Origin of the sequence: Streptomyces sp. WAC 01529 (assembly GCF_003945545.1) — a bacterium.
Lineage (GTDB): Bacteria > Actinomycetota > Actinomycetes > Streptomycetales > Streptomycetaceae > Streptomyces > Streptomyces anatolicus.
The window spans coordinates 7,254,394-7,275,734 of the sequence record NZ_CP029617.1; the positions used below are offsets into that span (position 1 = coordinate 7,254,394).

The window sequence follows — 21,341 nt, forward strand, 5'->3', positions numbered from 1 at the left end:
TACTGCCGCTACTTGCGGCAGAGGATCTCGCCGTGCAGCACCACGAACCACCCGTCCTCCTCGCCGCCCCACGCCCGCCACGCGTCCGCGATGGCCCGCAGCCGCTCCGCGTCCGCGTGCCCGCCAGAGACCGCCCGCTCGGCGTAGGAGGAGGCGACCGTGCGGTCCGCCCACAGCCCGCTCCACCAGGCGCGCTCCTCGTCGGAGGAGTAGCACCACGTGCCGGCGCTCGCGCTCACGTCCGTGAGACCGGCCTCCAGGGCCCAGGACTTGAGTCGGCGCCCCGCGTCGGGCTCGCCGCCGTTGGCGCGGGCCACCCGCAGATAGAGGTCGAGCCACTCGTCCAGGACGGGCGCGTGCGGATACCAGGTCATCGCCGAGTAGTCCGCGTCGCGGGCCGCGATGATGCCGCCCGGCTTGCAGACCCGCCGCATCTCGCTCAGCGCCCGCACCGGATCGCCCACGTGCTGGAGCACCTGATGGGCGTGGACGACGCAGAAGGTGTCGTCGGGGAAGTCGAGGTCGTGCACGTCGGCGACGGCGAACTCCACGTTGCCCAGGCCGCGTTCGGCGGCGGTGGCACGCGCCGTGCCGAGGATGCCCGGCGCGTGGTCGACGCCCGTCACATGGCCGTCCGGGACCAGCTCCGCCAGGTCGGCGGTGATCGTGCCCGGGCCGCAGCCGATGTCGAGGACCTTCATGTGCGGCTTCAGCGAACCGACGAGGTACGCGGCCGAGTTGGCGGCGGTGCGCCAGGTGTGGGAACGCAGCACGGACTCGTGGTGCCCGTGCGTGTAGACGGCGGTCTCTTTCGGCATGGCGGAACTCCTCCGGGTTCGCTGCGCGCTTGCTGCGGTACGCCGAAGTTACGCCGTCATGCCGAATAATGAGACCCTGGTATCAGCATGTGGTCAGCCGATGAGGGGGAGCGGACGGTAGACGGTCAGCGCCTCCGGGAGCTTGTCGAGCGTCAACGCGCCCCGGACCTCGGTGACTTCACCGTCGTACGCCGCCACCGTGCCCGGACCGGTGTCGTCCACCCGCAGACTGCGCAGCCGCACCGCCGCCTGGACGGGCGTGCGGACCGCGGAACCGGCGAGCGCGGCGGCGAGCAGCCGCACGCCCGGCTTCCGGCCGCCGTGCACGATGCGTACGTCCAGCAGCCCGTCCGCCAGATCGAGCCGGCGGCCCGGCGCCAGACCGAACCGGTGGTACGAGCCGTTGCCCGCGAAGAGCAGCCACACCGGCCGCCTGCGCCCCCGGAACTCGGCGCTCATCGGCGCGGGCTCCGAGCGCAGCGTCCGCAGGGCGGCGAGGGCCGCGGCGGGCCGGTCGCCCAGACGGCGCGCCCAGCGGTCGCTGCGGCGGACCGTCTCCGGGTGAACACCGAGGCTGAAGGTGTTGAGGAAGATCCCCTCGGTCCGGTCCTCCCCGGCGACCTCCTCCGGCGTGCTGAAGCGGCCCACGTCGACCGCCACCGCCCCGCCCGCCTCCACGGCACGGCACAGGTCGCGCGCGTCCTCCACGCCGATGTCGTACGCGAAGTGGGCCGGCGGGCCGCCGGGCAGCACCGCGAGCGGCAGCCCGTGCCGCAGGGCGACACCGGCCGCGGCGTTCACGCAGCCGTCGCCGCCGCACACCCCGAGCGCCCGCGCCCGGCCCGCCGCCTTCTCCAGCTCGGCGGCCAGGTCGGCCGGTGCGCAGGTGATGACCTCCGCGAGGGGCAGGGCCGCCCGCAGGGCCTTCACACGCTCACCGGCACGTTCACCGGCGCGCCCGCCGGACTCGACGGCCAGGATCAGCCCCTCGCCGCCGGGCAGCGCGGGGGCGTCGGCACGCGGCCTGCCCGGGACGGGCAGCTGACCGCGGGTCGGCGCGAGGCCGCGCACCGCGAAGGCCGCGCCCGCCCCCAGAGCCGCACCCGCGAGGACATCGCTCGGAAAGTGCACGCCGGTGTAGACGCGGGAGAGCGCCACCGCGCCCGCCACCGGCGCGACCCCGGCGCCCCAGGCCCGCGACTCCAGCGCCACCCCGGTGGCGAAGGCCGCCGCGGAAGCGGAGTGGCCCGAGGGGAACGACGTGGTGATGGGCTGCCGCTTCAGCTGCCGGATCAGCGGCACCGTGTCGAGCAGCGGCCTGGCGCGGCGCACCGAGCGCTTGCCGAGCGTGTTGATGGTCGCGGAGGCCAGCGCGAGCGAGGCGACCCCGCGCACGGCGGCCCGGCGGGCCCTCGGCGTGCCGGTCGCCGCGATCGCCGCGGCCGCGCCGAACCACAGAAGCCCGTGGTTGGCGCCGCGGCTCAGCCGGGGCAGGAGGCGGTCCGCGCCCGGCCAGTGCCGGGAGGCGACGGCGTCGAAGACGCGGTGGTCGAGGGCGAGCAGCCGGGTCCGCGCACTGTCCTGACGGGTGGGGGAGACATCTGTGGTCATACGCTGCGGGTACCCGCAGCGGTCGCGGCCACTACCGCCGGGGAAACCGGTTTGCCGCGACGGCGTCCGGACACGGAGAATCCCGCCCATGGGACATCTGGAAGCCGCGCACCTCGAGTACTACTTGCCGGACGGGCGGGCGCTGCTCGGTGACGTCTCCTTCCGGGTCGGGGAGGGCGCCGTCGTCGCCCTGGTCGGGGCCAACGGCGCGGGCAAGACGACGCTGCTGCGGCTGATCTCCGGCGAGCTCCAGCCGCACGGCGGCAGCGTCAACGTCAGCGGCGGCCTCGGCGTGATGCCGCAGTTCGTCGGCTCCGTACGCGACGAGAGCACCGTGCGCGACCTGCTCGTCTCCGTCGCCCACCCGCGGCTGCGGGAGGCCGCGAGGGCCGTGGACGCCGCCGAGCACGCGATCATGACGGTCGACGACGAGGCCGCCCAGATGAGCTATGCCCAGGCCCTCTCCGACTGGGCCGAGGTCCAGGGGTACGAGGCCGAGACGCTGTGGGACATCTGCACCACCGCCGCGCTCGGCGTCCCCTACGACAAGGCCCAGTTCCGCGAGGTCCGCACGCTCTCGGGCGGCGAGCAGAAGCGCCTCGTCCTGGAGGCCCTGCTACGCGGCACCGACGAGGTCCTGCTCCTCGACGAGCCGGACAACTACCTCGACGTCCCCGGCAAGCGCTGGCTGGAGGAGCAGCTGCGGGCGACCCGCAAGACCGTCCTGTTCGTCTCCCACGACCGGGAGCTGCTGGCCCGCGCCGCCGAGAAGATCGTCAGCGTCGAGCAGAGCCCCGGGGGCGCCGACGCCTGGGTGCACGGCGGCGGTTTCGCCACCTTCCACGAGGCCCGCAAGGAGCGCTTCGCACGCTTCGAGGAGTTGCGCCGCCGCTGGGACGAGAAGCACGAGCAGCTGAAGAAGCTGGTGCGCACGCTGCGCCAGGCCGCCGACGTCAGCCATGAGATGGCCTCGCGCTACCACGCGGCACAGACCAGGCTCCGCAAGTTCGAGGAGGCGGGCCCGCCGCCCGAGCCGCCCCGCGAGCAGGACATCACCATGCGCCTGCACGGCGGCCGCACCGGCGTACGCGCCGTGACCTGCGAGGGCCTGGAGCTGACCGGCCTGATGCACCCCTTCGACCTGGAGGTCTTCTACGGCGAGCGGGTCGCGGTCCTCGGCTCGAACGGCTCGGGCAAGTCGCACTTCCTGCGCCTGCTCGCGGGCGACACCGACAACCCCGTGGCGCACACCGGCACCTGGAAGCTCGGCGCGCGCGTGGTGCCAGGCCACTTCGCGCAGACCCACGCCCACCCCGAGCTGTTCGGCCGCACGCTCCTGGACATCCTGTGGCGCGAGCACGCCCAGGACCGCGGCGCGGCCATGTCCCGGCTGCGGCGGTACGAGCTGACCGGCCAGGCCGAGCAGAAGTTCGAGCGGCTCTCCGGCGGCCAGCAGGCCCGCTTCCAGATCCTCCTTCTTGAGCTGGAGGGCTGCACGGCCCTGCTCCTCGACGAGCCCACCGACAACCTCGACCTGGAGTCGGCCGAGGCCCTCCAGGAAGGCCTCGAAGCCTTCCAGGGCACGGTCCTCGCCGTCACGCACGACCGCTGGTTCGCCCGCTCCTTCGACCGCTACCTGGTCTTCGGCAGCGACGGCCGGGTCCGCGAGACCTCCGAGCCGGTGTGGGACGAGCGCAGGGTGGAGCGCGAGCGGTAGCCGGTGGCCTCGCGCGCCGCGCGCCCGCACCCGGCCCGGTGCATCCTGGGGTAGTACGCGCCGAGCGGGTACCCGGGGGGCAGGGAGCCACGCGACGAAGCGATCGGAGCGATCCATGGACGGAGTCGACCCGGGTCAGCTGGACGACCAGCAGCTCATCAAGGAGCTGGAGACCATCCACCGGACCCGGCACACCACCCTGCTGCACGGCTCGGACGACGCCCTGCGGGCCCATGACGACCGGATGGCGGAGCTGGAGGCCGAGTACCTGCGCCGCCACCCGCGCAGGTCAGTGGCGCCCGGGCGCACCCGCTCCGGGGCGCGGGAGAGGGGGAACACACCGTCATGACGGAGAACGACACCACGCGGAACGACGGCACCACCACCCCGCACGTCCTCGACCGGCACGGCGAGGCGCTCGCACTCTTCACCGACCGGGTGCACGCCATCCGCGCCGACCAGTGGGACGCGCCCACCCCCTGCACCGACTGGAGCGTGCGCGACCTGGTCAACCACCTCACGTCCGAGCAGCTGTGGGTGCCGCCCCTGCTCCGCGACGGGGCGACCGTCGCCGACGTCGGCGACGGCTTCGACGGCGACATGCTCGGCCCCGACCCGGTCGCCTCCTGGGACACCGCGGCCACCGCCTCCCGGGCCGCGTTCCGTGAACCGGGCGCCCTGGAACGCTCGGTCCACCTCTCCTTCGGCGACACCCCGGCGATCTTCTACTGCGCCCAGATGACCACCGACCTGGTGGTGCACGCCTGGGACCTGTCCCGCGCGATCGGCGCCGAGGAGACGCTGCCCAGAGGCCTCGTCGACTTCTCCGTACGAGAGATCTCGCCGTACGCGGCGGAGCTGGAGAAGAGCGGCCTGTTCGACCCGCCGGTGGAGCCGCCGCCCGGCGCCGACGCGCAGACCAAGCTGCTGTGTCTGGTCGGGCGCCGGGTGTGAGGGCGGTGCGCGTGCGGGCGGAGGGCACCGGCCGACCGCGGCCGATTCCTTTCGCCCGGCATGGGGTATTCGATCTGCCATGAGGGTTGGCGTGGTGGACGTGGGGTCGAACACGGTGCGGCTCGTCGTCGCGGATGCCGACGGGCAGGTGCCGCTGCCCGTCCACACGGTGAAGCGGCGGCTGCGGCTCGCCCAGGACGTGGACCGGGACGGACGGCTCGGTGAGGAACCGGTCGACAAGCTGGTCGAGGCGGTACGCGACGTACGGGCGCAGGCGCGCCGGTGGGGCGTGGCGGAGCCGTTCGCCTTCGCCACGTCCATCGTGCGCGACGCGCCCAACCGCGGCGAGGTGCTCGACGCCGTGGAGGCGGGGACGGGGCTCCGGCTGCGCACCCTCACCGGTGAGGCCGAGGCGGAGCTGACGTTCCTCGCCGCCCGCAGGTGGATGGGCTGGCGCGCCGGGCCGCTCGTCCTCTTCGACATCGGCGGCGGCACGTTCGAGGTGGCCTTCGGCCGCAGCCGGCTGCCCGACTACGCGGCCTCGCTGCCGCTGGGCGCGGGCCGCCTCACGCGCGAGTTCTTCGACGGCCAGGACCCGCCGCGCGCGCGGGACATCAAGGCGGTGCGCCGCCAAGTGCGCCACCAGCTGCGGGACGTGGCCGCCCGGATCCGCTGGGAGATGCCGCACACGGCCGTCGTCACCTCGCGTACGTTCCAGCAGCTCGCCCGGTTGTGCGGCGCCGCCCCGGGACGCCATGGCCCGTTCGTCCAGCGGGAGTTGGGCCGCGTCGAACTGGGCAGGGCGCTCAAGGAACTCGCGCAGCTGCCCGCCGACCGGCGGGCGCAGCTGCCGGGGATCTCGGCCGCGCGCGCCGGACAGTGCCTCGCCGGTGCCGTGGTGGCCCATACGGCCATGAAGCTGACCGGGCTCGAAGTGGTGACCGTCTGCCCCTGGGCGCTGCGTGAGGGAATCCTGCTGCGCTACATCGAGGACGGCGACGACGCGTGGTGGGCCCAGGAGGAACGCCTGGCCGCCGGTGGCGGTTCGCCCGACGACTCGGCACCCCTGCGGCTCGCCACCTCGCCCTGACGCCGGGTTGCCGACCTCGGCCCCGCTGACACCGGCCCGCGCACCGCTGGAGGGCGGGCGGGGGCCGCTGCCCAGGGCCCGAGGGCCGCGGTTCAGGCCTGGTGGATCCCCGGCCAGCTGTCCGGATCGGCGCGGGTGATGTCGGCCAGCGCCGACGACGGGTCCTGGGCGAGCGCCAGATCGCCGAGGCTGACCATCCCCACCGGGTGCCCGTCCTCCACGACGGGCAGCCTGCGGACCGCGTGGTCGCGCATCAGACCGACCGCGTCCGACACGGCGTCATCGGGCGCCACCACCACGGGGTTGGGCGTGCACACCGCCTCGGCGCTGACGGTCAGCGGATCCGCCCCGTCGGCCACGGCGCGCAACGCGATGTCCCGGTCGGTGAGCACACCGATGACCTGCCCGTCCGAGGCGACCAGCACATCCCCGATGTCCTGGGCGCGCATGAGCTGCGCCGCCTCGACGAGAGAAGCGTCGGGGCGCACCGCCACCACGCCCGGTGTCATGACGTCCCTTACGAATTCAGCCATGGCTGACCTTCCTGCATGCGTTCGTCGGACACTCTCGGGGTGACCCCGCCCGCAGTACCCCTGTGCCGGAGGGCTATGCGTCGCCCGCGCGGGAGGTTTGCGCCGCCGGGCCGGGGAGACCCGCCCGGCACCACCCCCCACGTCGATCTGGGAGGGCAGAGGTCATGGCGGTACTCGCCGTATTCATCCCGCTGGTCATGCTGGGAGTGGTCCTGGCACTCGGCCGGTACGAGGAGCTGCTGCTGCCGCCCGCGCGGCACCCGGACGCGGCCGACGGCGTACGGCACCGCGCCGCGTGAAGCGGCGGAACGCGGCCGCCCGGGCCCGTCACACGGCCGGGGCGGCACCGTCCCGAGGCGGCCCTAACCGCGGCGGCCACGGCCCTGCTTGTCCTCACCCTTCCTGCCCGCGCCCGGCAGGAACTCCTGCATCTTCGCCTTCAGGCCCTGCTTCAGCATCGACGAGCGGTCCGCGTCGCCCTTGAGGACCGCCTCCGCCGTCGACTCCATCTCGTCCCACGTCGCGTGCGGCGGGATCGGCGGCACCGCGGGGTCGGTGCGGAAGTCGATGACCACCGGCTCCTCCGCCGCGAGAGCGGTCCGCCAGGCAGCCTCGACCTCCTCGGGACGCTCCACCCGGATCCCGGTCAGACCGATGGACCGCGCGAACTCCGCGTACGGCACATCGGGCAGCGACTGCGACGGCAGGAAGGAGGGCGCGCCGCCCATGGCCCGCATCTCCCACGTGACCTGGTTCAGGTCCTGGTTGTTCCAGACGGCGACGATCAGCCGCGGATCGTCCCAGCGGTGGCGGTACTTGGCGGCCGTGATCAGCTCCGCCATGCCGTTCATCTGCATCGCGCCGTCCCCCACCAGAGCGATGACGGGCCGGTTCGGATGCGCGAACTTCGCCCCGATCGCGTACGGCACACCGCTCCCCATCGTGGCGAGCGTTCCGGAGAGCGAGGCACGCATGTCGCCCCGCATCGTCAGGTGACGCGCGTACCAGTTCGCGACCGAGCCCGAGTCGCACGTGAGGAGCGCGTTCTCCGGCAGCAGCGGGTCCAGGACGTGCGCCACGTACTCCGGGTTGACGGGATCCGCGGACTGCTCGGCCCTGCGCCGCATCACGTCCTTCCAGCGCGTCACGTTGGCGCAGATCTCCTCCTGCCAGTCGCGGCTGACCGCACGCCGGTCCTTGTCGATCAGCGGGATCAGCTCGCGCAGCGTCGCCCGCGCGTCGCCGACGAGATTCACCTCGTACGGATAGCGCATCCCGACCATGTGCGGATCGATGTCGATCTGCACGCCCCGCGCCGAACCGAACTCCGGCAGGAACTGCGCGTAGGGGAAGCTCGACCCGATCGTCAAAAGCGTGTCGCAGTCGCGCATCAGCTCGTACGAAGGCCGGGTGCCGAGCAGGCCGATCGAACCGGTCACATAGGGGAGTTCGTCGCTCAGCGCGTCCTTGCCGAGCAGCGCCTTCGCGACGCCCGCGCCGAGCAGTTCCGCGATCTCCTCCACCTCGGCGCGCGCGCCCGCCGCGCCCTGGCCGATCAGGATCGCCGCCTTGTCGCCGGCGTTGAGCACCTCCGCGGCCCGCTCCAGGGCGGTCGGCGAGGGCAGCGCGGTCCAGCCGCTGCGGTCCAGGCTGGAGGGGACCATCTTGAACGCGTGCGGGGGCGGTGTGTAGTCGAGTTCCTGCACATCGCCGGGGATGATCACGGCGGTCGGGCAGCGGCGCGCGTACGCGGTGCGGATCGCCCGGTCGATGACGTTCGGCAGCTGCTCGGGCACCGTCACGGTCTCCACGAACTCGGACGCCACGTCCTTGAAGAGCGTGTGCAGATCGACCTCCTGCTGGTACGAGCCGCCCATCGCGCTGCGGTCCGTCTGCCCGACGATCGCGAGGACCGGCACGTGGTCGAGCTTCGCGTCGTACAGGCCGTTGAGCAGATGGATGGCGCCCGGCCCCGACGTCGCCACGCACACGCCGAGGCGCTTGCCGAACTTGGCGTAGCCGACGGCCTCGAACGCCGACATCTCTTCGTGCCGCGACTGCACGAACCGCGGCTGGTCCTCGGCCCTGCCCCACGCGGCGAGCAGGCCGTTGATGCCGTCGCCCGGATAGCCGAAGACCTGCTCGACCCCCCAGGCGCGCAGCCTCTCCAGGATGTGGTCGGCGACCTTGACACTCATGGCGGAACCCTCCGGGCGGATCGGGAAACGGCGGTCACCTCCGGGTGTCCGGGGCTACCCGGAGGAAACCTACGGCGGGATCGGGGGCGTTTGGCCTCCCACACGCGGGGCAGGCGAAGAAACAGTGCTTCGGACCGGAGGCACGTCCGTGGGAGCCGCATCGCTCGCCCCGGGTGTGTTCCCGGCGTGGCCCCACGCCTGCGCACTCCCACGGTGACCGTCCACCCCCAGGCACATCCGAGGGAGTTGCGACGCATCATGCGTTCCCACACGAGCACGGCAGTACCGCCCAGGAGCACGGCCGCACCGGCCAGGAGCAAGCGCCACTCGCACGACGACGCCCCGGACACCACCGCGGCCTTCGAACGCCTCGTCGAACTCGATGAGGGCCCCGAACGGGACGCCCTGCGCCAGGAGGTCGTACAGGCCTGGCTGCCCATGGCCCAGCGCCTCGCGGGCCGGTTCCGCAACCGCGGCGAGTCCCTCGACGACCTGCGCCAGGTCGCCGCCCTCGGCCTGGTCAAAGCCGTCGACCGCTACGACCCGCGGCGCGGCACCGCCTTCGAGAGCTACGCCGTGCCGACCGTCACCGGCGAGATCAAGCGGCACTTCCGCGACCACATGTGGACCCTGCACGTGCCCCGCCGCGTCCAGGACCTGCGCAACCGCGTGCGGTTCGCCCGCCAGGACCTCTCCCAGACCGTCTCCGGGCGCGCCCCCACCACCGCCGAGATCGCCGAGCACGCGCACATGAGCGAGGAGGACGCGAAGACCGGCCTGGAGGCCCTGGAAAGCTTCACCGCGCTCTCCCTGGACGCCGAACTCCCGGGCAGCGAGGACGGCTACTCCCTCAGCGACGCCCTGGGCGGCCCCGACCCCGCGCTCGACGTCGTCGTGGACCGCGAGGCCGTCAAGCCCCGCATCGCGCAACTGCCCGAGCGGGAACGGACCATCCTCTACATGCGGTTCTTCGGCGACATGACGCAGAGCCGCATCGCCGACGAGATGGGTATCTCGCAGATGCACGTCTCGCGGCTGATCAGCCGCTGCTGCGACCGGCTGCGCGACCAGGTCATGCGGGACGCCGCGTAGGCCGCATCGCGAGCGCCATGTGCCGGGACAGGACGTCGACCGCGCGCGCCTCGGCCATCGAGAAGGCGAGCCGCGCGCCGCACCGGAAGAGCGTGAGGACGCCCTCCACCGGCCCGTCCGTGCGCGTGGTCAGCGGCACGCACAGCAACGACGTGACCTCGGCGCGGACCAGGACGTGCGCGCCGGTCGCGTCCCGCCCGAAGGCGTCCGGGTCCTCCGGCCGCACCTGCAACGACGCCGCCCCGCCGCGCGCCGCCTCCACGACGAGGGGACACGCGGCGGGCTCCTGCGCGAGCACGTCGGCGACCGGCGCGCCCGGCGGCCCCAGCACGGCAGCGCGCTTCAGGCGGGCGGCCCCCAGGTCGGCGACCACCCAGTCCGCGAACCGCCCGTGCAGCACCGCGGCGGCCCGCTCGAGCACCGCCGCGCCGTCCCCCACGGGCGCCGTGAGCAGCGCCGTCGTCATCGCGTCCGCCAGGTCGAGCTGGGCCGCGTGCCGGGTCGCCTCACCGAGGTCGGGCGCGGGCCCCGGGGCGCTCGGCGCCTGCTGCGCGCGGGTCACCGAGGGCTGGAGCACCACGAGTACGGCGGTACGCGGCTCGGTGCCGGGCCGCAACGCGGTGAGCGTCGCCCGGACCGGGGTGGCGGGGCTCTGCTGGAGGTGCACGACGAGGCTGCGGTCGCCCTCGCCGCGGGCCACGGCGGCGGTCTGCGAGCGGAACGCGACCCGGTCGGCGTGGAGCAGGAACCCCGTCAGCGGGCGGCCCGCCGCGAAGCCCGTACGGACCCCGGTCAGGGCGGTCCCCGCGGAGTTCATCCGGCGGACCACGGTATCCCTGTCGAGCAGCGCCACCGGCAGCGGCAGCCGCTGGAATATGGCCCGCAGCAATCGCTGCTCGTCCCGGTCCCGCACGACACCGCTCAAGTGCCCGTCGGCGCTGAGGCGTTCGTACGTGGGCCACAACTGGGCCGCCACGTGGTCGAGTTCGAAGATCGCCGCGTCCAGTACCGTGCCGAGGTCGTCCCGGGGGACGGCGCGGGCCGATTTCAACGCCGCGACACGGCGCACGAAATCCGCGAGGTCTTCACCGAACTCCTCCGTCTGAGACATGGGTTGAACCTAACGGCTGATGCCGTTTTCCGGAGGACGCGGGGGGAAGCCGAAGAAGGAGAGGAGGCCCCCCATGGCGCCCTTGCCGGACCCGGACCTGCTCCGACCGGAATCAGCTCTGCCCGGCCGCAGGCTCTCCGAACTCGCCGAACAGGCCGTACGGTGCACCCCCGCGTGCTGCGGCGCGAGCGCCACGGTCACCGACGGCGGCGACGAGCACCCCGCGGCCGTCACCCACCCCGACCTCGCCGGTCTCGTGTCGGTGCAACTGCGCTCGGGGGAGGGGCCCATCCCCGCCGCCGAGCAGCGAGGGACACCGGTCGACTCCAAGGACCTGCTGCGGGACGAGCGATGGCCCGAGTACCGCGCGATGGCCCTCGACTCGGGCGTACGCTCCAGCGTCACGCTGCCCTTCCAGCGCGCGGGGCTCACGGTCACCCTGAGCCTGTTCAGCTTCCGCCCCGACGCGCTCGACGACGCCCGGCACGGCCCCGCGCGGGCGCTCGGCGACCTCGCCACGGCCGGCCTCGTGCGCGACCGGCACTACCGCGCCGCGCTGAGCGAACTCGACCAGATGGGCACGGCCCTGCGCACCCGGCCCGTCGTGGACCAGGCCTGCGGGATCATCATGCACGTCCTGAACTGCGAGGCGGACGCCGCGTTCACCGTGCTGCGGCGGATCTCCCAGACGACCAACCGCAAGCTGGCGGACGTGGCGGCCGCGCTCGTCGAGACGAAGGGGCGCGGCCTGGAGCGGGAACTGGCCTCCCTGGCCCGCTGAAGCCTTTGCGCCGAGCCCTTCCCGTCGGCGCCTTTCGCACGCGCACCGGCCGACGCGCGTGAACGGCTCACCCGGGCGGGGCCCAGCGCGGGCGGGAGGGAGGGGAGCGCGTTGTGATGGACACGTAGGGCCAGGTGTCCTGGGTACGCGGCCACCCCACTTCCGCGCACCGGCCGTGCCTCTCCTGGGTACACAGCCGTCCCACGGGGCAGGACACCATCACGCGAGTGCACGGAGGTACGAATGAGGCGGACGGACTCCGAGGGCCGCGGCCCCGTCCGGTACGGCCCGCCCCCGCCCGAGCCGGGCCTTCCCGTCCTGCCCGAGCTGGCGGCCGCAGCGGCCTCGGCCGCCGGCCGCTCCCACGGCGAACCCCCCGGGGGCGGCCCCGCGCTCCTGGACGCCGCGAGCGGCTACTGGTCCCGCCGCGGGCTGCCCGCCGAGCGCGCTCACACCGTCGCCGCCCCCGGCGCCCCGCCCCTGCTGCTCGCCCTCACCGCGGCCCTTGGCGGCGACGTCCTGCTGCCCCGCCCCTGCCCCGCCTGGTGGGCGCCCCAGGCGCGGCTGCTCGGCCACGGCGTCTACCACGTGCCGACGCCCGCCGAGTGCGGCGGCGTCCCGGACCCGTACGCCCTCCTGGAGACCGTCCGCCGCGTCCGCGCCGAAGGCGGCAGGCCCCGGCTGCTCCTGCTCAGCGTCGCCGACGACCCGACCGCGACCGTGCCGCCCCCGGAAGTGCTGCACGAGGCCGTCGAGGCCGCCGCCGACGAGGGCCTGCACGTCATCAGCGACGAGACGTGGCGCGACACCCTGCACCACCCCCACGACACCGTCCTGATCGGCCCCGCCGAGATGGACCACGAGCGGGTGACCGTCCTCTGCGACCTCGCCGGACCCTTCCTGCCCCCCTCCCTGCCCGTCGCCGTGGCCCGGTTCCCCGTCACCGCGGAAGGCGCCGCCCTGCGCGCCCGCGCCCTCGACGTCCTCACCGCGCTCGGGGCCTGCCCGGCGGCCCCGGCCGCCGCCGCGGCGACGTACGCGCTGGGCGAACCGGACGAGATCACCGCGCGCCTGACCGCCGCCGTACGCCTCCACGCGCGCGTGGCCGACGCGGCGACGCACGCCGTGCTCGCCGCGGGCGCGCTGGCCCGGCCCCCGCGGGCGGGCCGCCACTTCTACGCCGACCTCGGCCCGCTGCGGCCGGCGCTCGCCGCGCGCGGCGTCGGCGACGCGCAGGACCTGGAGGACTTCCTCGGCGAACGGCTCGGCATGCCCGCACCCGGCGGCCACCGCTTCGGCGACGACATCGACGCCCTGCGCGTACGGCTCTCCACGGGGCCGTTCCTCGGCGCGACCCCCGCGGAGCGTCTGGCGTCCCTCGACGCGCCGAACCCCCTGGAATTGCCGCACGTGGAGCGGGCGTTGAGCATGTTCGGATCGGCCTTCGACGATCTGCGCGCAGAAGCACAGCGAATGGAGCCTCCTCGGTGACCCAACAGGCGCAGCAGCAGACGCAGGAGCAGGAGCAGACGCAGGCGGAGGAGCGGACGCAGGAGCAGGCGCAGACGCCCCCATCGCCCCCGCCACTGTCTCCGCCCCTGCCCCCGCCGTCTCCGTCCCCGCCCGGTGCCGCGCGCCGCTGGCCGAGGACGTTCGCCGACCGGCTGACCGCGCCGCTGCCCGGACTGCGCGGGTTCGCGAGGTTCGCACGCGAGGGTGCCCTGCGACCGCGTCCCGAAGGCCTCGCCGACATCGGACGGCTGCCGTTCGAACCGGGCCCGCTGCCCGACGTCGACGCCCGCACCGTCGCCGTCACCTGGGCGGGACACGCCAGCTGGGTCGTCCGTATCGGGGGCCTCACCGTCCTCACCGACCCCGTCTGGTCCCGCAAGATCCTCGGCACCCCGGCCCGCGTCACCCCCGTGGGCGTCGCCTGGAGCGCGCTGCCACCCGTCGACGCGGTCGTCATCAGCCACAACCACTACGACCACCTGGACGCGCCGACCCTGCGAAGACTCCCGAGGGACACCCCCGTCTTCGTCCCCGCCGGGCTCGGCCGCTGGTTCACCCGCCGCCGCTTCAACCGTGTCACCGAGCTGGACTGGTGGGAGAGCGCCGAACTGGACGGAGCGCGCTTCGACTTCGTGCCCGCCCACCACTGGTCCAAGCGGAGCCTCGCCGACACCTGCCGTACGTTGTGGGGCGGCTGGGTCCTGACCGACGCCGAGGGGCAGCGGGTCTACTTCGCGGGCGACACGGGCTACGGCCACTGGTTCGAGCGGATCGGCGAGCGCTACCCCGGCATCGACCTCGCGCTGCTGCCCATCGGGGCGTACGACCCGCGGTGGTGGCTCAGCGATGTGCACTGCGACCCAGAGGAGGCGGTCAGGGCGGCGGGCGACCTGGGCGCGCGCCGGATGGCGCCGATGCACTGGGGCACGTTCCTGCTCTCCGCCGAGCCTGTCCTCGAACCCCTCACCCGGGTCCGTACGGCATGGGAGAAGACGGGACGGCCGCGCGAGGACCTGTGGGACCTGCCGGTGGGGGCGTCACGGGTGCTGGCCTGAGCGGGGGCTTCAGGCGGGGGCCCGCCTGACCCTGCGCCACACGGTCGGGGCCGCGCTGATCAGCACCGTCAGTCCGACCGCCAGCGCGACACCCTCCCACGGCCTGTCGAACAGCGAGCCGCCGAGTATCCCGATCAGCTGGTACGTCACCGCCCACGCGAGGCACGCCGGAGCGTCCCCGCGGACGAACTGCCGCAGCGGCATCCTCGCCATCAGACACGCCAGCATCACCGGGATCCGCCCCGCGGGAACGAGCCGGGACAGCACGAGCACCATGACGCCGTGGTCCCGCAGCTTGGCCTGCGCCTGCGCGAGACGCTCCTCGGGCGCCCGGTCGCGCAGCGCCGCCAGCCAGCGCGAACCGTTCTTCGACCGCATGCCGCGCCGCCCCAGCCAGTACAGGGCGATGTCGCCGAGGAACGCCGCGGACGCCGCGACGCCGAAGACGACGAGCAGCGAGAACGGCGCCGTCTGATGCAGGGCCACCACCGCCGCCGAGCTGACCAGCGCGCCCGTCGGCACCACCGGCACCAGCGCGCCGACCACCACGAGCAGGAACAACGACGGATAACCGACCGCCTGCTGCGTGCTCTCCGGCGGCACCTGGGCCGCCGCGGCGAGGATCACCTGGCCACCTCCGGCAGCACGCTCTCGCCGTGCCCGAGCCGGTGCACCGCCACCTCGGGAGCGAGCCGCGCCGCGTGCCGCACGAACTCAAGACCGGGCGCGTGGAATTCATGGGGGCGCACGGCGTCCATGCCGATCGGCCAGTACGTTCCATAGTGCACCGGGACCGCGCTGCGCGGCGCGAGCCGCACGAGGGCCTCGGCGGCACGGCCCGCGTCCAGGTGCCCGTGGCCCAGATAGGGCCCCCACCCGCCGACCGGCAGCAACGCCACGTCGATGTCCCCGACCTCCGCGGCCATCGAGTCGAACAGCCCGGTGTCGCCCGCGAAATACGTACGGGCCTGGCCCTCGACGACGTAGCCGAGGGCGGGGGAGCGGTGGGGGCCCAAGGGCAGCCGCCGTCCGTCGTGCAGTGCGGGAACCACGCGTACGACGATGTCGCCGACCGGGACCTCGTCCCCCGCCACGACTTCGGTGAAGCGCAGATGGGGCAGCCTGCGGGTCAGCCCCGGGACCGAGCGGGCCGTCCCGCGCGGGACGAGGGCGCGGGTGCCCGGCGCGAGCCGGGCGAGGGAGGGGACGTGCAGATGGTCGGCGTGCAGATGCGACACGAGTACGACGTCGGCGAGCGCCGCGCCGGGCGGTGGCAGCGCGCCCCTGCGGCGGCGCAGGTGGGCCAGGCGGCGGGCGAAGAGGGGGTCGGTGAGCACGCGGACGCCCGAGTCCTCGACCGTGCAGGTGGCGTGACCCCACCATGTGACCTCGACGGGCACCCGGTTCCTCCTTCGTACGACTGTCTACGAGCCTACGGCCAGGAGTAGGGTCGGCCGCCGGGACCGAGGTGAGGGGGGCGCCGTGGGAGAGGTCGCGGGGGCGGATACGGGGGCGGGCGCGTGGGCGGTCGCGGGGGCCGGGGCGGTGGCGGTGGTGCGTGCGGCGGCGATCGCCAGCCTCACGCCGCTGGAGGAACTGGACGCCGATCCCTTCCTGGTCGACTCGAGCAGCCAGCACGCGATGTGCGCGCGCTGGGCCGCCGACCAGGGCTATGTGATCACGCGGGAGTTGGTCGTACGAGGGTTGCGCGCGGACCACGGGGTGCTGTGGGCGGACGTCGAGGCGGGCCTGGTGGACCTCTTCGTCGTCCCGAGCCGCAGGGTCCTGGAGCGGGCGCTGCGGTGCCCCGAGGAGTTCACGGCGGAGTGTGCGCGGCGGGGGGTGCGGGTGGAGACGGCGGGGCTTGCGGAGCCGGCGTACGACTCGCGCATGAAGGCGAGGGTCCACCGCCGGCTCTCCATGCCCACAGCAGGCTACGACGGCCGCTAACCCCTCACCTCCGGCGCCCTCCCTCTCTCCCAGCGCCCGCCCTCCCTTCCGGCGCTGTGCCTCTCTTCCGGCGCCCGCCCTCTCTTCCGACGCCCGCCCCTTCTTCCGGCGCCCGCCCCCACCTCCGGCGCGTTCCCCTCGCTTCGGGCGCCCCCTCCTCCCACCCGGCCGGCGCTGCCTCCACGCCGCCCCCCCGCATCGGCCCGCGCGCGCCCCACGTCCGACGTCCCTGAACCCAACCGCCCGCGCCGCGCTCAGCCTCCGGCGTCCCCCACCTCCACCTCCGCGCCACGCCCCAACCGCCCCCGCGTCGCGCCCACTTCCCCACCCACCCGTGCCCCCGCCTCGGCCACGCCGCTGACCCGAGCCGGCGTTCCCGGCGCCGCTGCGCGTCCGCCCCTTTCCCGCTGCGCGGCGTTTCCCACCCACCCGCCCGTCACTCCGCGTCGAGTACGCCGGTGACCGAAGCCGTTCTGCCCGGCGCCGCTGCCCATCCCGCCCCTCTGCCGCTGCGCGGCGCCCACCCGCCCGTGCCCCCGCACTGGGCATACCGCTGCCCCGCCTCCCCGGCGCCGCTGCGCGTCCCGCCTCCTTGCCGCCGCGAGGCGTCCCCACCCACCCGTCACCCCGCATCGGGCACGCCGCTGCCCCGACCCCGCGCCTCCGCATCGGCCGCGCCGCTGTCCTCCCCCCCCCACGTCCGTGTTTTCCCTGCGCCGCCTGCCACTTTGCCGCCGCGCGGCTTCCCCTCACCAGCGGCCGCCCCGTGGCCCCACATCGGGCACGCCACCGACCCGGCCCCGCGTCACTGCCCTCCCGGCAGCGCTGCGCGACGCCCCCCACCAATGCGCCCGTGGCCCCTTCGCGGGCCCGGCCCACGCAGGGCGCTGACCCAGCCGCCTCCCGCCCCGCCCCTTGCCGCACGCGGCGTTCCCCACCATCCGCTGGTGAGTCGGCAGGGCGGGGTGAACGGGTGGGTGGGTGGGGAGCTCCCCCGCGAAGCGGTGAGGGGTGCCGTGGCGAGGGTGGTCCTGCGACGCGGTGAGGGGGGCGGCCCTGGGCTGGGGGAGCCGAGGCGAAGGAGCCGCGGCGTGGGGGTCAGGCGGATGGGCCGGGGGGTTGTGACACGCTGGTGCCCGGTTCGGGGGGAAACGCGAAAGGGCAGAGCGTGGGGCGAGAGCGATGGCGCAGAGTCGGCAACGCGCTGTGGCGCGTGGTGGCGGTATGGGCCGTCAGCACACTGACGATGCTCGTGCTCGCCGGGCTCCTGCCAGACTTCAAGCTCCAGTCGGAGGACGGCGACAGCGCCACCCGCATCGCGATCACCGCCGCCCTCGGCGCCGGCGCCTTCGGCCTGCTCTCCGCACTGGTGTGGCCCCTGCTGGTCCGCGCCCTGCTGCTGGTCCCCGCCCTCGTACTCGGCCTGCTCGCCTTCTTCCTCAACGGCTCGCTCCTGCTGCTCGCCCTGAGCCTCATCCCGGAGGACAGGGGCGAGGCCGGCGCGGAGACCGCCGTGGTCGTCGCCGCCGTGATGTCCGCCGTCGCCTCGGCCACCGGCGGCGCCCTCGCCGTGCGGGACGACGACGCCTACCGGCGGCGCCTGTACCGTCTCGCCGACCGACGCAGGCGGCACGGCGACCCGGGCCGGCCAGGGCCCATCGCCCCCGGCACCGTCTTCATCCAGCTCGACGGCGTCGGCCACGACGTCCTGGAGGCCGCCGTCGCCAAGGGCCTGATGCCCACCGTCGCCCGATGGCTGGGAGAGCACCCCACTCCAGGAGCAGGAGGAGCGCCAGGAGCCACAGGGGCCTCGGCAGCAACACAGGCCCCCACCGCCACCCACCGCCTCACCCCCTGGCGCACCGACTGGTCCAGCCAGACCGGCGCCAGCCAGCTCGGCATCCTGCACGGCTCCAATTACGACGTGCCCGCCTTCCGGTGGTACGAGAAGGACACCGGCGAGGTCATGGTCAGCAACCGGCCCGCCTCCGCCGTCGAACTCCAGCGCCGCGCCATCCGCCGCACCGGCGACGGCGGCCTGCTCGCCCTCGACGGCGCCAGCCGCGGCAACCTCTTCAGCGGGGGCGCCGAGCAGCTGGCACTCGTGCTCTCCGTGGCCGCCCGGCGGGGGAAGGGGACCCGGTCGCGTGCCGGGTACTTCGCCTACTTCTCCGACCCCGCCAACGCCGTCCGCACCGCTCTCTCCTTCGTCGCCGAGGTCTTCAGGGAGATCGGCGAGTCCACCCGTGCCCGCGTCGAGCGGCGCCGCCCGAGGGTGGGCCGTGGCGGGCTCTACCCCTTCATCCGCGCCTTCGCGACCGTCGTGGAGCGCGACGTCGTGGTCGCCGCCGTCATCGGTGACATGCTCGCCGGGCGCAGCGCGGTCTACGCCGACCTGGTCGCGTACGACGAAGTGGCGCACCACTCCGGGCCGACCGGCGGCGACGTGGAGAAGGTGCTCAGGCGCCTCGACCGCTCGCTCGCGCTGCTCGCCCAGGTCGCCGAGCACGCGCCCCGCGCCTATCGCATCGTGCTCCTCTCCGACCACGGGCAGAGCCCCGGCGAGACCTTCCGCGCCCGCTACGGCCTGACCCTCGGCGACCTCGTCAGGGCCGGCTGCGGCCTGCCCGTGCCGCGCCGGGCGCAGCGTACGCACAGCGGCGCCGAGGCCCGGGCCGCCGTGCGGGCCGCGCTGCGCCGCCCGGTCGAGGAGGGCACCGGCGAACGCCGCCCGGCCCGGCGCGCGGAGCCGATCGTGCTCGCCTCCGGCAACCTCGGGCTCGTGTCCTTCCCGGACGTACGGCACCGCATGACCCGCGAGGAGATCGACCGCCGCCACCCGGCGCTGCTGCCGACCCTCGCCAACCATCCGGGCGTCGGCTTCATCCTCGTACGCAGCGCGGAGCGCGGTCCGCTGGTGCTCGGGGCGCGCGGCGCCGAGGTGTACCTGGACGAGGACCCGGCGGACCTCGGGCCGCTCGCGGAGTTCGGGCCCGGTGCGGCGGACGCCGTGCGGCGCACCGACGGCTTCCCGCACGCCGCCGACATCATGGTCAACTCCTGGTACGACCCCCAGGAGGGCGAGGTACTCGCCTTCGAGGAGCAGATCGGCTCGCACGGCGGGCTCGGTGGCGCGCAGGCCCGCCCCTTCCTCCTCTCCCCGCTCGTGCTCTCCGCCCCGGTGGAGGAGGGGGAGGAGCTGGTCGGTGCCGAAGCCGTCCACCGGGTGCTGCGGCGGTGGCTCGGCGAGGCCCTGGGGCCGCAGGTCCCGGTGCCCGTTTCGGTGCCGGGCACGGACGTGACCAGCGAGGACGTACTTGTCCCCGAGGTCACAGAGGTCGCGGAGGCAATCGTTCCGGTGAATGATCCGCTGTCCGGAGGCCATGGCGGCACAGCTTTTGCGGTCGTCGACCAGGCTCCGCAGGACAAAACACGCTGATTTTGAGCAGCGCCCGCCGTGCCCGACCATGGCTTCCGCTCGGCGATCCCGGGCACCTGGCACGACGAGAGGCGCACCACCTCATGCACGACACCGGAACCGCACCGCAGTCGGCTCCGGCCCCCGGACACGGGGAACCGACGCAGGCACCGAGCAAGCACGCCCGGACCTTTGGCCTTCCCGTCGCCACGTGTCTCGTGATGGGCAACATCATCGGCGGCGGCATCTTCCTGCTCCCGGCCTCCGTCGCCCCGTTCGGCACCATCAGCCTCGTCGCCTTCGGCGTCCTGACCGCGGGGGCGATAGCCCTGGCGCTCGTCTTCGGGCGCCTCGCCGAGCGCGACCCGCGCACCGGCGGACCGTACGTATACGCACGTGAGGCCTTCGGTGACTTCGCGGGGTTCCTCGCCGCCTGGTCGTACTGGATCACCACCTGGGTCTCCAACGCGGCCCTCGCCGTCGCCGCCGTGGGCTACCTGGACGTGCTCATGCCGGTCAACGAGCACAAGTGGACCGCTTGCCTGGCCGCCCTCACCCTGCAACTCCTGCCCGCCCTCGCGAACTTCGCGGGCACCCGGTACGTCGGCGCGGTCCAGCTCGTCGCCACCGTACTGAAGTTCCTGCCGCTGCTGCTCGTCGCCGTCGGCGGCCTCTTCTTCTTCGACAGCGCCAACCTCGGGCCCTTCCAGGCGAGCGACGACAGCCCGGTCGGCGCCGTCTCCGCCTCCGCCGCGATCCTGCTCTTCTCCTACCTGGGCGTGGAGTCCGCGGCCGTCAGCGCGGGCGAGGTCCGCGACCCGCGCCGCAACGTCGGACGCGCCACCATCCTCGGCACCCTCGGCGCCGCCCTCGTCTACCTCCTCGGCACGCTCGCCGTCTTCGGGACCGTCGCGCACGACAAGCTGGTCGGCTCCACCGCGCCCTTCTCCGACGCCGTCAACGCCATGTTCGGCGGCTCCTGGGGCGGCACCGCGGTCGCCGTCGCCGCGCTCGTCTCGATGGTCGGCGCCCTCAACGGCTGGACGCTGCTGAGCGCCCAGACGCCGTACGCGGCCGCCAAGGACGGGCTCTTCCCGAGCGCGTTCGGCAGGAAGAAGCGGGGCGTGCCGACCGTCGGCGTCCTCGTCACCGTCGTCCTCGCCTCGCTGCTGACCGTCTACAACTACACGGCGGGCTCCGGCGGCGTCTTCGAGTCCCTGGTCCTGATCACCACGTTCACCGCGACCGTGCCCTACCTGCTCGCCACCGCCGCGCAGATCTACTTCCTCGTCTCCGGCCAGGGCGAGCGCGTCCACCGCGGACGCCTGGTGCGGGACGCGGTCCTCGCGGGCGCCGCGTTCGCGTTCTCCATGTGGCTGGTCGCCGGGTCCGGTTACGCGGCCGTCTACCAGGGCGTGCTGTTCCTCTTCGTCGGGGTGCTCGTATACGCGTGGATGGCGGCCCGCAAGCAGCGGGCCGCCACCTCTCACGCCTGACCGGG

General features: G+C 74.2%; 19 protein-coding genes. 12 read left to right on the forward strand and 7 right to left on the reverse strand.

The annotated features are described in order from the left end of the window. Positions 1–8: 8 nt before the first annotated feature. Both DMA15_RS32230 and DMA15_RS32235 read right to left on the reverse strand, forming a co-directional pair. Positions 9–818: a methyltransferase domain-containing protein gene (locus tag DMA15_RS32230; protein WP_125516211.1), complete on the reverse strand. Its 810-nt coding sequence runs from the start codon at positions 816–818 to the stop codon at positions 9–11. A gap of 93 nt (positions 819–911) precedes the next feature. Then, positions 912–2,429 (reverse strand): bifunctional phosphatase PAP2/diacylglycerol kinase family protein, encoded by a 1,518-nt coding sequence (locus tag DMA15_RS32235; RefSeq protein WP_125516212.1) that lies wholly within the window; start codon positions 2,427–2,429, stop codon positions 912–914. A gap of 88 nt (positions 2,430–2,517) precedes the next feature. Between DMA15_RS32235 and DMA15_RS32240 the strand changes: the two genes are divergently transcribed. The 4 genes from DMA15_RS32240 to DMA15_RS32255 all read left to right on the forward strand — a co-directional run bounded on the left by DMA15_RS32240 (position 2,518) and on the right by DMA15_RS32255 (position 6,190). Then, entirely contained in the window at positions 2,518–4,146 is a 1,629-nt protein-coding gene (locus tag DMA15_RS32240) for an ATP-binding cassette domain-containing protein (protein ID WP_125516213.1), read from the forward strand. Positions 4,147–4,261: 115 nt separating this feature from the next. Continuing rightward, positions 4,262–4,495 carry a DUF6158 family protein gene (locus tag DMA15_RS32245; RefSeq protein WP_125516214.1) on the forward strand — a complete coding sequence of 78 codons (234 nt, stop codon included), beginning with the start codon at positions 4,262–4,264 and terminating at the stop codon, positions 4,493–4,495. Continuing rightward, on the forward strand, positions 4,492–5,100 hold the full coding sequence (locus tag DMA15_RS32250; protein WP_125516215.1) for a TIGR03086 family metal-binding protein: 609 nt from the start codon (positions 4,492–4,494) through the stop codon (positions 5,098–5,100). Before DMA15_RS32245 ends, DMA15_RS32250 begins: the two co-directional genes overlap by 4 nt. A gap of 79 nt (positions 5,101–5,179) precedes the next feature. Next, positions 5,180–6,190 (forward strand): Ppx/GppA family phosphatase, encoded by a 1,011-nt coding sequence (locus DMA15_RS32255; protein WP_125516216.1) that lies wholly within the window; start codon positions 5,180–5,182, stop codon positions 6,188–6,190. 92 nt (positions 6,191–6,282) lie between these two features. Here the strand turns inward: DMA15_RS32255 and DMA15_RS32260 are convergent, their stop codons facing one another. Then, positions 6,283–6,723, reverse strand: coding sequence for a CBS domain-containing protein (locus tag DMA15_RS32260; RefSeq protein WP_125516217.1), 441 nt, complete (start codon positions 6,721–6,723; stop codon positions 6,283–6,285). Between the two features lie 164 nt (positions 6,724–6,887). On the opposite strand from DMA15_RS32260, the gene DMA15_RS38075 reads away from it, so the two are divergent. After that, positions 6,888–7,022 carry a hypothetical protein gene (locus tag DMA15_RS38075; protein ID WP_258021033.1) on the forward strand — a complete coding sequence of 45 codons (135 nt, stop codon included), beginning with the start codon at positions 6,888–6,890 and terminating at the stop codon, positions 7,020–7,022. Between the two features lie 63 nt (positions 7,023–7,085). Here the strand turns inward: DMA15_RS38075 and DMA15_RS32265 are convergent, their stop codons facing one another. Next, positions 7,086–8,921, reverse strand: a complete 1,836-nt coding sequence (locus DMA15_RS32265) for a thiamine pyrophosphate-requiring protein (RefSeq protein WP_125516218.1) — start codon at positions 8,919–8,921, stop codon at positions 7,086–7,088. Between the two features lie 258 nt (positions 8,922–9,179). Between DMA15_RS32265 and DMA15_RS32270 the strand changes: the two genes are divergently transcribed. Next, positions 9,180–10,013 carry an RNA polymerase sigma factor SigF gene (locus tag DMA15_RS32270; RefSeq protein ID WP_125516219.1) on the forward strand — a complete coding sequence of 278 codons (834 nt, stop codon included), beginning with the start codon at positions 9,180–9,182 and terminating at the stop codon, positions 10,011–10,013. Here the strand turns inward: DMA15_RS32270 and DMA15_RS32275 are convergent. Next, positions 9,994–11,124, reverse strand: coding sequence for a PAS domain-containing protein (locus DMA15_RS32275; RefSeq protein WP_125516220.1), 1,131 nt, complete (start codon positions 11,122–11,124; stop codon positions 9,994–9,996). The two genes, DMA15_RS32270 and DMA15_RS32275, sit on opposite strands and share 20 nt — an antisense overlap. A gap of 73 nt (positions 11,125–11,197) precedes the next feature. Between DMA15_RS32275 and DMA15_RS32280 the strand changes: the two genes are divergently transcribed. From DMA15_RS32280 to DMA15_RS32290, 3 genes are all read left to right on the forward strand, one after another. Further along, positions 11,198–11,905, forward strand: coding sequence for a GAF and ANTAR domain-containing protein (locus DMA15_RS32280; protein ID WP_125516221.1), 708 nt, complete (start codon positions 11,198–11,200; stop codon positions 11,903–11,905). 243 nt (positions 11,906–12,148) lie between these two features. Continuing rightward, a complete protein-coding gene (locus DMA15_RS32285; protein ID WP_125516222.1) occupies positions 12,149–13,396 on the forward strand; it encodes an aminotransferase class I/II-fold pyridoxal phosphate-dependent enzyme in 1,248 nt (415 codons plus the stop codon). 95 nt (positions 13,397–13,491) lie between these two features. Beyond that, on the forward strand, positions 13,492–14,472 hold the full coding sequence (locus DMA15_RS32290) for an MBL fold metallo-hydrolase (protein WP_240660312.1): 981 nt from the start codon (positions 13,492–13,494) through the stop codon (positions 14,470–14,472). 9 nt (positions 14,473–14,481) lie between these two features. Here the strand turns inward: DMA15_RS32290 and DMA15_RS32295 are convergent, their stop codons facing one another. Both DMA15_RS32295 and DMA15_RS32300 read right to left on the reverse strand, forming a co-directional pair. Next, positions 14,482–15,099, reverse strand: coding sequence for a VTT domain-containing protein (locus DMA15_RS32295; protein ID WP_125516224.1), 618 nt, complete (start codon positions 15,097–15,099; stop codon positions 14,482–14,484). Continuing rightward, on the reverse strand, positions 15,096–15,872 hold the full coding sequence (locus DMA15_RS32300) for an MBL fold metallo-hydrolase (RefSeq protein ID WP_125516225.1): 777 nt from the start codon (positions 15,870–15,872) through the stop codon (positions 15,096–15,098). The genes DMA15_RS32295 and DMA15_RS32300 overlap by 4 nt, the downstream gene beginning before the upstream one ends. Before the next feature lie 154 nt (positions 15,873–16,026). Here DMA15_RS32300 and DMA15_RS32305 point away from each other — a divergent pair, with 154 nt between their 5' ends. The 3 genes from DMA15_RS32305 to DMA15_RS32315 all read left to right on the forward strand — a co-directional run bounded on the left by DMA15_RS32305 (position 16,027) and on the right by DMA15_RS32315 (position 21,336). Further along, entirely contained in the window at positions 16,027–16,422 is a 396-nt protein-coding gene (locus DMA15_RS32305) for a hypothetical protein (protein WP_206302977.1), read from the forward strand. 1,168 nt (positions 16,423–17,590) lie between these two features. After that, entirely contained in the window at positions 17,591–19,861 is a 2,271-nt protein-coding gene (locus DMA15_RS32310; RefSeq protein ID WP_164551870.1) for a phage holin family protein, read from the forward strand. An 83-nt stretch (positions 19,862–19,944) separates the two neighbouring features. Next, positions 19,945–21,336, forward strand: coding sequence for an amino acid permease (locus tag DMA15_RS32315; protein ID WP_125516227.1), 1,392 nt, complete (start codon positions 19,945–19,947; stop codon positions 21,334–21,336). The last annotated feature ends 5 nt before the right edge of the window (positions 21,337–21,341 follow it).